This is a genomic window from Qipengyuania pacifica (assembly GCF_019711555.1).
Taxonomy (GTDB): domain Bacteria; phylum Pseudomonadota; class Alphaproteobacteria; order Sphingomonadales; family Sphingomonadaceae; genus Qipengyuania; species Qipengyuania pacifica.
On record NZ_JAIGNQ010000002.1, the window covers coordinates 793064 to 807658 of the forward strand.

The 14595-nt window shown below is 61.0% G+C and carries 10 protein-coding genes; 8 read left to right on the forward strand and 2 right to left on the reverse strand.

Features of this window, described 5'->3' with window-relative positions; genetic code table 11:
• The first annotated feature begins 32 nt into the window (after positions 1-32).
• From K3177_RS09095 to K3177_RS09130, 8 genes are all read left to right on the forward strand, one after another.
• Entirely contained in the window at positions 33-2420 is a 2388-nt protein-coding gene (locus K3177_RS09095; protein WP_247714341.1) for a chemotaxis protein CheA, read from the forward strand.
• The gene (locus tag K3177_RS09100) at positions 2417-2851 is read left to right on the forward strand and encodes a chemotaxis protein CheW (RefSeq protein WP_221597978.1); all 435 of its coding nucleotides are present in this window, start codon (positions 2417-2419) and stop codon (positions 2849-2851) included. The genes K3177_RS09095 and K3177_RS09100 overlap by 4 nt, the downstream gene beginning before the upstream one ends.
• A 57-nt stretch (positions 2852-2908) precedes the next feature.
• The gene (locus K3177_RS09105; protein WP_103022429.1) at positions 2909-3274 is read left to right on the forward strand and encodes a response regulator; all 366 of its coding nucleotides are present in this window, start codon (positions 2909-2911) and stop codon (positions 3272-3274) included.
• 11 nt (positions 3275-3285) lie between these two features.
• The gene (gene cheB / locus K3177_RS09110) at positions 3286-4380 is read left to right on the forward strand and encodes a chemotaxis-specific protein-glutamate methyltransferase CheB (RefSeq protein ID WP_247714342.1); all 1095 of its coding nucleotides are present in this window, start codon (positions 3286-3288) and stop codon (positions 4378-4380) included.
• Positions 4371-5234, forward strand: coding sequence for a CheR family methyltransferase (locus K3177_RS09115; RefSeq protein ID WP_221597979.1), 864 nt, complete (start codon positions 4371-4373; stop codon positions 5232-5234). Before cheB ends, K3177_RS09115 begins: the two co-directional genes overlap by 10 nt.
• Positions 5235-5379: 145 nt before the next feature.
• Complete coding sequence (locus tag K3177_RS09120) at positions 5380-6879, forward strand: putative bifunctional diguanylate cyclase/phosphodiesterase (RefSeq protein ID WP_247714343.1); 1500 nt, start codon at positions 5380-5382, stop codon at positions 6877-6879.
• Positions 6876-8678, forward strand: a complete 1803-nt coding sequence (locus tag K3177_RS15355) for a methyl-accepting chemotaxis protein (protein ID WP_247714344.1) — start codon at positions 6876-6878, stop codon at positions 8676-8678. The genes K3177_RS09120 and K3177_RS15355 overlap by 4 nt, the downstream gene beginning before the upstream one ends.
• A gap of 56 nt (positions 8679-8734) precedes the next feature.
• On the forward strand, positions 8735-10081 hold the full coding sequence (locus tag K3177_RS09130; protein ID WP_221597981.1) for a methyl-accepting chemotaxis protein: 1347 nt from the start codon (positions 8735-8737) through the stop codon (positions 10079-10081).
• A 42-nt stretch (positions 10082-10123) separates the two neighbouring features.
• Here K3177_RS09130 and K3177_RS09135 read toward each other — a convergent pair whose 3' ends face one another.
• On the reverse strand, positions 10124-13450 hold the full coding sequence (locus K3177_RS09135) for an amidohydrolase family protein (protein WP_221597982.1): 3327 nt from the start codon (positions 13448-13450) through the stop codon (positions 10124-10126).
• A gap of 28 nt (positions 13451-13478) precedes the next feature.
• Positions 13479-14507, reverse strand: coding sequence for a LacI family DNA-binding transcriptional regulator (locus K3177_RS09140; protein WP_221597983.1), 1029 nt, complete (start codon positions 14505-14507; stop codon positions 13479-13481).
• Between the last annotated feature and the right edge of the window lie 88 nt (positions 14508-14595).

Here is a 14595-nt window from a genome sequence, read left to right on the forward strand (position 1 = left end):
ATAGCTTCTCCCGATCGTACGAGGGGCGTTACATGATGGATGACCTGCTGGCGGATTTCGTAGCAGAAACCCGCGAGATGCTGGAAGCGAGCGGCGGCGAGATCGTCGCATGGGAAGCCGATCCCACGGATCGGACGCGGCTCGATACAATTTTTCGTTTCGTTCACACCGTGAAGGGCAATTGCGGCTTCTTCGATTTTCCTCGTCTGGAGAGGCTCAGCCACGCTGCCGAGGATGCTTTGGCCGAATGTCGCGCCGAGCGCCGCGAACCGGACAGCACGCTCGTTTCGGCAGTCCTCGCCATCATCGATCGCATCAGCGAGATGACCGATGCGATCGGGGCCGGCGAAGAGTTTCCCGAAGGCGGCGACGATGCGCTGATCAACGCACTGCAGCCTAGGGAAACCATCGACATCGTAGGTGATCTTGCCTCAGCAAAAACGGATCACCTGACCGCCGAGATCAGCGACGATCCATCCACGCCCAAGACTGCGCGCACATCCGTTCAGCGTTCCATACGCCTTTCGACCGAATTGCTCGACGAGGTGATGAAGGGCGTTTCCGACATGGTCCTAGCAAGAAACGACCTCGCCCGCCGGTTGCGCGAAGCGGGCGAACAGCCTGGCATCGATGGACCGTTCGATCGCCTCAGCGCCATCCTGGCCGATGTTCGAGCATCGATCACTCGCATGCGCATGCAGCGACTGGAGCATCTGTTCACCACCTTCCCGCGACTGGTGCGGGATTTGTCGACCGAACTCGGCAAGCAAGTCATGGTGGATTTCGAAGGTGGCGAGGTCGAACTCGACCGCGAGATGGTGGAAATGGTGCGCGATCCATTGACGCACATTATCCGCAACGCAATCGATCACGGACTGGAAGGTCCGGGCGAACGCCTGAAAACCGGCAAGCGGGAAATCGGTCTGTTGAAATTTGCCGCGCGCCAGGCAGGTAATCAGATAACGATCGTCATCACCGATGACGGTCGCGGTATCGATACAGACCGCCTTGCGGCCAAGGCCGTCGCGGCAGGAATCTACACCCAGTCCGAAGTCGACGAAATGTCCGAGCGCCGTCGACATTATCTGATCTTCGAACCGGGCCTCTCCACAGCCGAACAGGTCAGTTCCGTGTCGGGCCGCGGCGTGGGCATGGATGTCGTACGAGCGAATATCGAGCGCGTCGGCGGCTCGATCGCCGTGTCGAGCAAGCCGGACGAAGGGACGAGCTTCTTTTTGAGGCTGCCCCTCACCCTCAGCATTATTGCCGCCCTGACCGTCGCCAGTGGCGGTCAGCGCTATGCCATCCCACGCAGTTACATTGAGGAAATCGTCTTTGGATCGAGCGACCACGTCGATTTTGCCGATGCAGGAGACCGTCGTCTGGTGACCTTCCGCGGCAAACGCGTGCCGTGTCTGTCGCTTGGCCATATTCTTGGCACCGCAGCGAACGATGAGGTCGATTGGAAGAACACCACACTCGTCCTCATTCGGCTTGCCACCGATGATGTCTTCGCCCTCGCCGTCGACAGGGTTTACGATCACGAAGACGTAGTGGTTAAGCCCATCGCACCGGCCATCATGGAAACCGGTCTCTACGCCGGCACGACCCTGCTAGACGATGGACGGCCGATGATGCTTCTCGACCTGCCGAATATCGCCCAGACGCATCGCCTTGTGAACGAGATGCGAAGCACGGCGCGAGTGGCCGAGCAGGATCAGGTCGAGCAGCGCAAGACGCTCCCGGTCATGCTCTTCCTTGGCCTTGACGGACGGCGGCGCGCCGTTCGCCTGGAACTTGTGCGGCGAATAGACACTGTCTCGCGAGATGCTCTCGATATCGAAGGCGCACGTGCACAGGCCGTCATCGACGGCTCGATCTTTACGCTGGTCGGGCATGAATTTGGCGCGTTACCAGAGGAAAAATGCCGTTTGCTGCGCCTGTCGGACGCTGAATGCGAAATCGCCTATATCGTGCGCGAAGTGCTGGACGCAGCGAACATTAATGGCGAGATCGTTCCCTCGAACGACGAGCCGCTGATCGAAGGAACGACCCTTATCGATAACGGGCTGGTTCCCGTGATCGATGGGCACGCCCTTTTTTCCGTTCATCGGCCCACCGACTGTGTTTGCCAGCCGCTGTCATGCCGACTTCCGACCGACAGCGAATGGGTACGCACCATTCTTGAACCCCTGGTCGAAGCAGCCGGATACCGCATCTCGACCGACGAGAGCGAGGAAACGGACGTGGCGATCCGTCTGGCGGAGAACACTGCAGAAGTGTTCGGACCGGCACGCCGCGTGATCCATTTGCGACCAGAGCCCGAGGTTGGCGAAAATGACCTCGGCAGCATCTATCGCTATGATCGCGATGCTCTGCTGGCCGCGCTTAAACAAGCTCGCACGGGGACCAGAGCATGAGCGAACTTTTGTTGATGTGCATCATCGGCGGGCATCGCGCAGCGATCCCTGCCATCCGCGTGCAATCCGTCATCGAAATCGAAGAGATCACTCCGATCCCCGGCGTGCCGTCGTTTATTCTCGGGCTTACGGCCCTGCGCAGCCAGGCTCTGACTGTGATCGACTGCTCGGCAGCGCTCGGATTCGAAAGCTGCGGCGATATCACCGAAAGGCGCGCCGCAGTCGTCGATGTCGAAGGGCATCTTTATGCGCTGCTGGTGGACGAGGCCTATGATGTCGGCGAAGCGCGCAGCGAACCAGTCAATGTTCCTGGCGGCTTCGGCCCGGGCTGGCAGGCCGCAGCACGCGGCATGGTCGAAACCGATGGAGGCCCGGCCGTGCTTATCGATGTGGAAGTGCTCGTGAAGGGGCGCGTCGCACAGGCAGCTTAAGCGAATAGTTACCTCCCGAAAGTACGAATCGCGTGAAAGCACCAGAGGTCATTTGAAATGAAAACCTGCCTTATCGTCGATGACTCGCGCGTAATCCGCAAGGTATCGAGACACATTCTCGAAACGCTTGGGTTCCAGGTCGAGGAAGCGGAGAACGGACAGGAAGGGCTCGATCGCTGCACCGAAGCGATGCCCGATGTGGTTCTGCTGGACTGGAACATGCCGGTCATGACAGGCATCGAGTTCATCACGCAGCTGCGTGTGCGCGAAGGCGGCGACAAGCCCAAGGTGGTTTTCTGCACTACCGAGAACGACGTCGCTCATATTCGGGAAGCCATCAGTGCCGGCGCCGACGAATATGTCATGAAGCCGTTTGATCATGAGACTCTGCAGATCAAGCTTCAGCTTGTCGGCATGGCCTGAGGTAGCGTGACATGGGCGTGCTTCTCCACTCCGATCACGTAATGGCGGATCCATCTTCCCGGCCTGGCGCCGACCCGGTGCGGGTCATGATCGTCGACGATTCGCTGACTGTGCGCACCGTATTTTCTCGCATGATTAAGCTGGCAGACGATATGATTGTCGTCGGGACCGCCAGCACTGCGGAAAGCGGCATTGCAGAGCTGGCCGCAACCAGCCCGCACGTCATGCTCCTCGATCTCGAAATGCCGGGCATGGGCGGTATCGAGGCACTCCCCAAGATCATGGAAGCGGCACCCGATACCAAGGTGCTCGTAATATCGTCGCTCACTGCTGATGGAGCCGAAGCGACCATAAAGGCGCTTTCGCTTGGCGCAGCCGACACGATGCTCAAGCCGCGCCCCGGCGGCTTCGACGATGATTACAAGGCGAGCCTGCTTGGCAAGATACGCGCGCTGAAAGGGATCAGGCCAGCAGAGGCAGCTACGGCTGCACGCAAGCCTCTCTCCACTCGCGCAACCAAATCGCCCCAGGTCGTCGCCATAGGCGCGTCGACCGGCGGCATTCATGCCCTGAACCTGTTCCTGCGCAACGTGCCGAAGAATTTCGATCTCCCGATCCTGATCACTCAGCATCTTCCTTCGAGTTTTATTCCGGTCTTCGCCAAGCAGATGGAGATGGCCGCAGGTCGAGAAGCGATCCTGACCGACGAGGGCGTCGAACTACTGCGCGGCAAGATTTATATCGCTCCGGGCCACGGCCATATGGTCGTACGCAAATCCGCCGGGCGACACGTACTCGGGCTCGCCTATCACCCCGTCAAAAGCGGCTGCATGCCCTCGGTCGATCCCATGTTCGAAACCATTGCCGAATCGTTCGATGGCAAAGTCGCCGGGGTGCTTCTTTCGGGAATGGGCCGCGATGGATCAGATGGCGCCCAGTCGATCGTAAACGCAGGCGGCTCGATGTATGCCCAGGATGCGGAAACCTGCGCTGTCTGGGGAATGCCGCGAGCGGTAACGGAGCTGGGACTTGCGACGGCCGTCTTGCCGCCTGCGGAACTGGCCGATGCGCTCGTGGACAACGCAGGAGCCGGAGCGTGGAAATAAATGATGCTTCGCACCGCATCATCGGCGAACTTCTTACCCAGCGCACCGGTCAGCAACTGACGGAAGGCCGTCGCTGGCGCGTGTCGAGCGCCTTGTCCGGCCTCTTCCGCGAACTGGGTATCGAGAATGTGGACCAGCTCGCCTGCATGCTCGAACGACCTGGCGAACAGCGTCTGGCGACGAAGGTCGTCGAATCGCTTTTGAATAACGAGACCTATTTTTTCCGCGATCAGGCCTATTTCTCGCAGCTTTCCAATCATGTCCTGCCTGATCTGGCGCGTAGCCGGGCCGAGTCGAAGCGACTATCGATTTGGTCTGCCGGTTGCTCGACCGGGCAGGAGGCGCTCAGCCTCGCGATGATATTTGCCGAACAGTCGCCCCGTTGGAAAAACTGGACGATAGAAATCCTTGGTACCGACGTTTCGGGGAAGGCCGTCGAGACTGCTCGCAGCGGCCTTTACACCCAATTCGAAATTCAACGCGGCATCAGCGTGGCGCAGATGCTGAACTTCTTCGCGGATTGCGGAGGCCAATGGCAGGCGTCCGACAAGATCCGTTCGATGACGCGTTTCCAGCAGCACAATATCCTCGACTATCCGCCATCGCCTGGCCGGTTCGATCTGGTCATGTGCCGCAACGTATTGCTGTACTTCGATCCTGCGACACGGTCCGCTGCGTTTGACCGCGTGGCCACTGGTATCGCAAGCGATGGCTGGCTGATGCTTGGGGCCGGCGAAACGGTTGTCGGCCAGACCGAACGCTTCAGGCCGGCCAATTGTGGTTCGTCCCTATACCGGCCCGTTCACGTCGATCTGTCGATGGCGCAGCCAAGTCTGCGGGCAGCCGTGCGATGAGGGACCGGCGGAACAACGGTTAGCCTTAAGTCTTGTTTTACCGTTCCTTAGCGAATGCACTCTAGCCCCTTCGAAAAGGTCGCAAATGTGGGGCGCATAGCGGAAAATGACTGCGGGTTCGCAAACTTCTGTCCATAGAGCAGGCTTGCGGACCGTCATCTTCGGTCCGATCGCAGCGCTAGCCAGCATATTCGTCCTGACTTGGGCGGTTGCTGTTGCCAACTGGCTTTACGGCTTCACTTCGCCCTATGCCGTACTTGGGGTCGGTACCGTTCTGTTTGCTGCAACGACAGCGCTCAGCACCTGTTTCGGTCTTCGCCAGTTGCGCGCTATCGACCAACTTGCGCGAAGTGACAGCCTCACCCAGCTGCCCAACAGGCGGGCGCTGCATAGCGATATTCAGGATGAAATCCGCCAGGGGCACGAAGTCGCGCTCGCGATGATCGACCTCGACGGCTTCAAGCTGACCAACGATCATTACGGGCATTTCGTCGGCGATGCCGCCCTCCGGCAATGCGCGGAAATCTTCAAGCAAATCAGCGATGGCGAAGCTCGCGTCTACCGCTTGGGCGGTGACGAATACGCCATGATGATCGGGGGGGCAGTCGCCGGCACCTTGCTGGAAGGCTTGAGCCGCCGGATCATCGAACGGCTGGCCAAGCCGATCCACGTCGAAGACAGGCGTCTGACGATCGGCGCCAGTATCGGGCTGGCCCGCCGCGCTCCGCAGGATGATGCCACGTCGTCGGAACTGCTACGCCGCGCGGATATCGCAATGTATGCCTCCAAACGTGGCGGCAAGATGCGTTGTACGTGGTTCAACCCGGCGTTCGACCAGAGCCGTGAACAGCTCAAGGAAATGGACGACGAGTTACGTAGCGCGCTCGTCAACAAGGAATTCCGGCTTCACTATCAACCGCTGGTGGATAGCACGACGCGCATGATCGTGTCCGCCGAATGCCTGATGCGCTGGGACAGGCCGGACGGCAAACGCATCGGGCCGAATGTCTTCATTCCCGTTGCGGAAGAAAGCGGTCTGATCAATTCGATCGGCCTTTGGGTGCTGCGGCAGGCATGTTGCGACGCGCTCGAATGGGATGGCATCTCGCTGTCGGTCAATATTTCGGCAGCACAGCTACGCAATCCCGAATTCCCAATTCAACTTGGCCACATTCTCGAAGAAACCGGCTTTCCTGCTGGTCGATTGGAACTCGAAATCACGGAAACGTGCCTGGTTCTGGATCCGGTTGTCGCAGAGCGCAGCCTGGCCGTCATACGGGGCTTTGGGGTGCGCATAGCGCTCGACGATTTCGGAACCGGCTATGCATCGTTCGGCTTCTTGCGCCAGTTCCGGTTCGAAAAGCTTAAACTCGATCGCAGCCTGGTCGTTCAGGCAGGTCAGGACGATGGCAGCCGCGCGATGATGCTGTCCAGTATAACGGTAGCTCGCGCGATGAAGATGGGGGTCACCGCCGAGGGGGTCGAGACCGAAGAGCAGGCCGATATGGTCCGTGCCGCCGGGTGCGACCAGATCCAGGGTTGGCTCTATTTCAAAGCGATGCCGTCAGAGGAAATCACGCAACATCTGGGCAAGCCAATCGGCCTTCCGCTCAAGACGAATGACAGGGAAAGCAAAGTCGCATGAGTGCGCTTCAGGATATGGCAAATGGCTTTGTGGCCGAACGCAGCGTTCGGTCCGAAGAGCACGTGCCTGAAATTGCGACAATTGGTGTGCCCCCGAACACCTCAGAAAGATCCGATCCTGGCAGGGCAGGTGGCGTTGCTGCATGGCTGAACCGACAATCGGTAGGGGAGAAGCTGCGAGCCATTTCGTTCATCAACGCCGGAATCGTTCTGGCTACCCTCCTTGTGGTGCTGGTCTGCGCGTACTTCGCAATCAGTGCCCGCATCGAACGCATGGCGTTGTCTTCGGCGGCCATTGCTGCTGAGCGGCTCGTGGCCGACACCAATGAAGGAAGGCTCTTCGTCCAGCGTTACGCCATTTCCGGTGACCGGGACGATCTGACCTCGGCCCTGCGATCGCTCGACCGCGCTGATCGCGATGTCGAACTCTTCGAAGATCGAGCCATCAGTCACGCTCCCACGGTTCTGCCGAAATTGCGGGAACAGGGCGCGATGCTTGAACGACTGCGGGTTCGGATCACGGGGGCGCAGAGCCTGCGCTTCTCGGACGCTAGCCGGCATGCCTTCGCTGATGCAATTGACGCCGATGGCCAGAAGATCGTCGATCTGGCCGTTATGTCTCGCGAAGAGATCGAACGTATCGGCAATATTGCCGACGCAGAAGCGCGCGCCATGATAACCTGGTTGCTGGTCGGCCTCCTCCTGGCCGCAGTCGTGGGAAGCGTGGTCGCCTGGATCAGTCATCGCGTTCTCGCGCGCGACGTTTCGGGCACCCTTCGCCAGATGACCGACGTTGCCGGCCGCTTGGCCGAAGGCGAAAAAGACATGCATATTCCCGCAACGCACCGAAAGGACGAGATCGGCGAGCTCGCGCGTGCGCTCGAGGTATTTCTTCATACGTCGCGCCAGATCGAAGAGTTTGCTCAGGAGCGAGAAGCATCGCGCCGTGAGCACGGACAAGAGCTTGTTCGCCTTGCACAGCGTTTCGAAGCCACCGTCGGCGAAGTCGTCAATGGTGTCGCCGCTGCAGCCGCTCAGTTGCAGACAACTGCGGGGTCGATGGCAACCGCCGCCGAACAGACGACTTCGAAGGCAGCGACTGTGTCGGATTCCATGATGCAGGCATCCGGCGGCGTTACCGCAGCGGCTGCCGCGTCCGACGAGTTCGCCATGTCGATCGGGGAAATCAGTCGTCAGGCTGCCCATTCGGCAGAACTTGCCCGCAATGCGGCAAACGCAGCAAATGGAGCCGACGAGACGATCTCCGCGCTTGCCCTATCCGCAGACCAGGTCGGGCAGATCGTCGAACTTATCCAGTCGATCGCGAAGCGCACCAACCTCTTAGCCCTCAATGCATCGATCGAAGCTGCCAGGGGCGGCGAAGCGGGGCGGGGCTTCGCGGTCGTTGCCAGCGAAGTTAAGGAACTGGCGGCTCAGACGAGCAAAGCGACAGAGGAAGTCGCCAGCCAGATCCGCTCGATGCAAGATTCGACCGGGGCCAGCGTCAGCGCGCTGCGTTCGATCGCAGGTCAGATCAAGGAGCTCGAAACAACTTCCGTTTCAATCGCCAGCGCTGTGGATCAGCAGTCGTTTGCCGGTCAGGATCTGGCACGCAGCATCGATCTTGCGGCTCGCTCGACCGATGAAGTTGCGTCGAATATCGACCATGTACGCGAGACGAGTTTGGCGACCGGCGCTGCTGCGAGTCAGGTATTTAATTCCTCCACGGAACTCGAGGCTCAGGCGCGTACCTTGAAATCGCAGGCAGCCGACTTCCTCCTGCACGTGAAAGCGGCTTAACGCGATTTCAAGCATTCGCCCCGTACAGTTTACGTGACGTTGAGGGGGATGCCGGGATGAATGCTCATAGTTCGCTGATCTACGACGAGGAACTTGCGCGCGAAATCGCAGATGTCGAGATCGTGAACGCCGCGGACGTCCGCGCAATGCGTGGATGGAGCCGCTGGCTGATGGAACAGCCGCTTGCAAATAAGGCGAAGCTGGCAGCGACCTTCTCGCTCGGCGGCATGACGGTAATCACCGCCCTCGCCTTGGCTGGATTTTACGTGCCGTCCTTTGCGGCAACCGCACAGATACTCATGATCGCTATATTGAGTGCGGCATTCGTCAGTGGAATTGCCAGCGTCCGGTTCGTGCTCAGGCATGTCATCGAACCTTATCTGCAAATCTCCGCGGACATGTCCCGCCTCGCGAACGGCGATCGCGATTTCACCGTATCCAATACCCATCGCCCGGACGAGATTGGCGATCTTGCCCGCACGTTCGCGGTCTTTCTCAGGTCTGGTCACAAACTCGACGAACTCTTTGCCGGCCGCAAGGCAAACGCGGAAGCGCGCAAGCAAGAACTGATGCGCATGGCGAAGGAATTCGAAAATGGCATCGGTGACGTTGTCGGCGGTGTCGCCGCCGCCGCTAGCCAGCTCAATGCTACCGCATCGGGCATGGCTACATCGGCAGAGCAAGCCTCGAGTAAATCGCAACTGGTCACCTCGCTCATGGAGCAGGCCAACAACGGCGCCACTGCTGCCGCTGCCGCGTCCGACGAATTTGCCATGTCGATTGGCGAAATAAGCCGCCAGGCCTCACATTCCGCCGACCTTGCACGGCGAGCGACCGATACTGCCAACGGGGCGGACGAAACCATTTCCGCCCTCGCCTCTTCGGCTGAACAAGTCGGAAAGATCGTCGAGCTTATCCAGTCGATCGCGCAGCGGACGAACCTTCTCGCGCTGAATGCCTCGATCGAGGCTGCACGCGGCGGGGAGGCCGGCCGCGGCTTCGCGGTCGTTGCCAGTGAAGTGAAAGAACTGGCCGCCCAGACGAGCCGCGCGACCGAGGAAGTCGCCGAGCAGATCCGTGCCATGCAGCAATCCACCGGAGCGAGTGTCGGCGCCCTGCGTTCGATCGCCGGGCAGATCAAGGAACTGGAATCGACCGCCATCTCGATCGCCAGTGCCGTCGATCAGCAATCCGTGGCAGGCCAGGACCTGGCACGCAGCATCGATCTTGCCGCACGTTCGACCGACGAGGTCTCGTCTCACATCGGACAGGTCCGCGAGACCAGCCTTGCGACCGGAACCGCCGCAAGCCAGGTCCTCAACTCCGCAAGCGAGCTGGAAGAGCAGGCTGGCGCTCTCAAGAGCCGCGTCGACTCGTTTCTCGGCCAGATCCGCGCAGCCTGAAGCAGAGCGGCGCGTAGCTAGCTGCGCGCCGCCCCTGATATCTCACTCCCACCAATACGGCAGGCGCCGCGCGTCGCCCGTCTCGACCTCGTTCATGGTCCGGGCATCGTACAGCCGCCCGCCGATCATCACGCGCTCGATCTTGTCCGAATTGCGGATGTTCTCGCTCGGATCGGCCTCGAGCACGATCAGGTCGGCCAGTTTGCCTGCCTCGAGGCTGCCGATATCGCGGTCCATGCCCAGCGATCGTGCGGATTCGATCGTCCCTGCACGGAGTGATTCGACCGGTGTCATGCCGCCGCGCACAAAGCTCCACAGCTCCCAGTGCGAGCCGACACCGGCTTGCTGGCCATGGGCCCCGATGCTCACCTTCACCCCGCGCTGCGCCAGCTTTTTGGCTTCACGGGCCGCCTCGTCATCGACGAAGGCCCATTCGGGCGCCGTCACCCTGCGCGCGGTTTCCGCAATCAGCTGCCGCGGCGGGGTGTGGACCATCAGGGGATTGTCGAACACATCGGTCGCCTGACGCCAGTAGGGGTCGGCCGCCAGCCCGCCATAGGTGACGACCAGTGTCGGCGTGTAATTGGACTGCGATCCGGCCCAATACTGCAGCACGTCTTCGTAAAAGACTTCGCCCGGGACATTATGTTCGATGGTCGAATTGCCATCGGCGATGAGGTTCATGTCCATGCCGAACAGCGAACCGCCCTCTGCCACCACCAGCATGTTTTCCGCACGGGCGGCGGCGACGACCTGCTGGCGCTGTTCACGCCGCGGCTGATTGTAGTTCTTGATCGAAATACCGCCCTGCGCCTTGATCCGCTGGATGTGCGCCAGGGCATCCTCGTAACTGTCGATGCGGGCATAAACGCCGGGGGCCTTGGCTCCGTACACGACTTCCGCAGTCGAAAAGATACGCGGTGCCAGCATGTTGCCCGCCTGCTGCCGCTCCGAGGCGGAGAAGATCATGCTGGCGCTGGAAGACGGATCGTGGATCGTGGTGGTACCCATCGCCAGGTTCTGGACGAGCGACCAGTTCTGCTGCGGCACCAGGTCGCCCACACCTTGCGGACCATGCGCATGGGCATCCACCAGCCCCGGCATGATGGTCTTGCCCGCAGCGTCGATCATCGTCGCGCCCTGCGGTATCTGGACGGACGAGGCTGGACCTACCGCGGCAATCCTGTCGCCGACGATGACGATGGTGCCATCGGCAATCTCGCCCGCACCGTCGCCCGTCATCGTGAGGATCTTCGCACCCGTGATCGCCACGGTTGCGCGCGGCTTGTCCGCGCTGACCGTACGCTCCAGCGAAGTGCCAGAGGTCGGCGGCACGAACTTAGGGGCGTCCTTGTCCTTCGGTGCGCTGGCGAACATCGATGCCAGGCTGGCGCGATAGAGAACGGGTCCCATCGACCAGGTCAGCATATCGCCGCCTTCGGTCCACCCGATATAATCCGCTCCGCCTTTGGATGCGCGCACGACCGGTAGCGAGCTTGCTTCCTCGCCGACCGTAACCGCCTGTCCGCCCGGCAGCAGCGGCATGGCGAATGCCTCGTAATTCTCCCGGAAGGCCACGAAATCGCCGCGCGGACTGACGTGATATTCGGTCGCCAGTTCGCCTTCGGCATGGACCTGCCTCGCATCGCCATCGAGATCGGCAGACAGAAGCTGGAGCTTGCCGTCCTGCCTGCCCAGCATGAACACTCTGTCGTTCTGGGCACCGAACTGGGGATTGGTCGTATCCCGCGCGATCAGTTCCGGCACGCCGCCGCTCGCGCTGACGCGGTAAACCCCGGCGTTCTCAGAAAACTCTGGCGAGGTTAAATAGCCTCCCGAACGTTTCTCGAAAACGATCATGCTGCCGTCCGGCGAAAAGCTGGGCTGCGCATAGTGGCCCTGCATGCTGGTGACCACGCGCGCATTGGATCCATTGGCATTGGCGGTCATGATTTGCCCGAGGCCCGCATCGGTCCACCGCACATATGTGAGCCGCCGCCCGTCGCGGGACCATGACGGCCACAGTTCGAGTGCATCGTCATCGGCGGACGTCACTCGCCGCGCCGTTCCGCCCGCCACCGGCTTCGAATACAGCTTGCCCAGGCTTTCGAACACCACCGTTCGTCCGTCGGGCGATACGCTCGTGAACCGCGGGATCTTGGCCGTAAAGCTGTCGGGCGAAACCGGGATTACGGGGTGGGGTGCATCGGCAACGCCGCGCGTATCGTCGATGGTAAAGGGAATAACGCTGGCGCCGCTGCCATCGGCGGAGACGCGCTGTAACTTGCCGCCTGCCCACAGCACGATGGAATTGCCGTCCGGCATCCAGTCCATCAAGGGATAGAAGCCATGCACGGCCCAGGTTTCCTGCATATCCATGTCGAGGTCGCCATAGATCATGCGCTGCTGACCGCTCGCCAGATCCTTGACCCAGAGCTCGGTCTTGTCCTTGTCCCGGCGGATAAAGGCGATGTTCTTGCCATCGGGCGAAGGCTGCGGGCGAACCGCGCCGCCATATCCGCTGACGGCTGTCGTCACTTCGCCGGTTGCCAGGTCGTAACGCTCGATGGCGAAGGTTCCCTGCGTGGAATCCTGTGCATATTCGAAAATCGGCCCGGATGTGACGTTGCGCGAATAATACACCGCATCGCCATTGGGCGAATAGACGGGCTCGCCCAGTTCCTTCTGCAAGGTGTCGCTCGCCCGCTTCACCAGCTGGACACCGCCCCCACCCGAAACATGGTAGATCCAGATCTCGCCTGTGCCGAGCGAACGCTGGGTGGTGAAATGCTTCTTGGCGACGATATAATTGCCGTCGGGCGACCAGCTTGCCTGATTGATGAGGCGGAAATCCTCCTTGGTCAGCTGGCGCTTGTCCGACCCATCGGCATTCATGATCCAGATGTTGTCGCCGCCGCCCCTGTCGGAGGTGAAGGCGATGCGGCGGCCATCGGGTGAAAACCGCGGCTGCACTTCCCATGCAAGACCTTCCGCTACACGGGTTGGCGTTCCGCCCGTGACCGGCATGGTGTAGATGTCGCCCAGCAGTGCGAACGCGAGTGTTCGGCCATCGGGGGACACATCGACATCCATCCACGTACCCTCGTCGGTACGGATCGGCACCTGTCGGATATTGGCGCCGCGTGGCGCAGTGACGTCCCACTTCGCTTCATCCGTGCGCTCGGCTGCAGGGTTGGCCGTCGCCGCGGCCGCTTGGACTGTCTGGCCGCTGCCTTCTGCGGGTCCATCCTGCGAAGACGCCTCGACCTCCTGTTCCTCGACAGGATTGGGGCTCGGTTCGGAATCCTGGGCATACGCTGCCTGTCCCGCGAATAGGACGGCAAGAACGGAAGCAATACTTGTCTTCATGATATTCCCCTGAAAGCGAATGCGACGATCAACGCACACTGGCGCGTTCGACGAGGTGAACTTTGACACGTCGCTCGGGGCGATCTTCCCCGGATGCGAGTGCCGTATCGACCAGCGTCATGCCGGCCTGAGCGAAATCGGGTTGTACGGTAGTGAGCGGGGGAGCGCTGAATTCGCCGGATCCAAGTCCGTCGAATCCGATCACGCCGACCTGATCGGGCACTGCGATCCCGAGCGAGGCCAGTTCCTCCAGCGCACCGAGCGCCATGGCATCGCAGGCGAAAAAGAGCCCGTCGAACCCTGCGCCGCTGTCAGCCATCTGCCTGATCGCGTTGCGTCCTTGGGACACGCGATCCTCGCCGTCGCTGATCACCGGCTCGACCGGCAACAGGCCAGCCTGCTCCATGGCGTCGCGATACCCTTCGTACCGTTCCCGGAACTGACGCTGCGATGACGCCGTATCGCCGACGAAAACGATCCGCTCCGCCCCGCTACGCGCCAGCCGCTCGACCGCCAGGCGCCCGGCTTCCCGATTGTCGGAACGTACCCAGACGCTGTCGTCGAAAGGTGATCCCCAAAAGGCCATGCCTTTCGATTGCTCGGCGCAGGTGCGGAAATAATCCCATGCCGCCTCGTTGGTCGCGGTCCCGATGACCACCACGCCGTCCGCCTGCCTGCGGGCCACATAATGGCCGAAGAATTCCTCCGGTCGCGCCTGAAACGATACCAGCGCCTCGTATCCCCGCTCCGCTGCGGCGGCACAGGTACTGCCCAGCAGGCTGTAATAGAACGGATTGATTGCCGCCGGCCCCTGCCCTTCGCGGCCGATCACCACAATGGCGATCGTTCCGGTTTCCCCGCGCCTCAGTCCGGCAGCGCGTGCGTTGACATGATATCCCAATTGCTCGGCCGCCAGTTCGACACGGCGGCGGGTCGCTTCGGTGATCGTCTCGCTGCCCGACAAGGCACGGCTGACGGTCGATTGGCTGACCCCGGCCCGCTCGGCAACATCGATCGACGTCACTCTACGTAAAGGGGGTTTGTCGTTATTATTCATTGTTAACCGGCTCTCCCCTATGATCGATGCCCTAACGCAGCCGCTTCACGAAAGCGATAGCGAAGCATTTCTTGTCTAAATACTTCTG

Bases quoted from the DNA above. Each gene is read 5' to 3' on its own strand.
- K3177_RS09130 (WP_221597981.1), top strand. From the start codon at position 8,735: ATGAATGCTCATAGTTCGCTGATCTACGACGAGGAACTTGCGCGCGAA.
- K3177_RS09095 (WP_247714341.1), top strand. From the start codon at position 33: ATGATGGATGACCTGCTGGCGGATTTCGTAGCAGAAACCCGCGAGATG.
- K3177_RS09105 (WP_103022429.1), top strand. From the start codon at position 2,909: ATGAAAACCTGCCTTATCGTCGATGACTCGCGCGTAATCCGCAAGGTA.
- K3177_RS09100 (WP_221597978.1), top strand. From the start codon at position 2,417: ATGAGCGAACTTTTGTTGATGTGCATCATCGGCGGGCATCGCGCAGCG.
- K3177_RS09140 (WP_221597983.1), bottom strand. From the start codon at position 14,507: ATGAATAATAACGACAAACCCCCTTTACGTAGAGTGACGTCGATCGAT.
- cheB (WP_247714342.1), top strand. From the start codon at position 3,286: ATGGGCGTGCTTCTCCACTCCGATCACGTAATGGCGGATCCATCTTCC.
- K3177_RS15355 (WP_247714344.1), top strand. From the start codon at position 6,876: ATGAGTGCGCTTCAGGATATGGCAAATGGCTTTGTGGCCGAACGCAGC.
- K3177_RS09135 (WP_221597982.1), bottom strand. From the start codon at position 13,450: ATGAAGACAAGTATTGCTTCCGTTCTTGCCGTCCTATTCGCGGGACAG.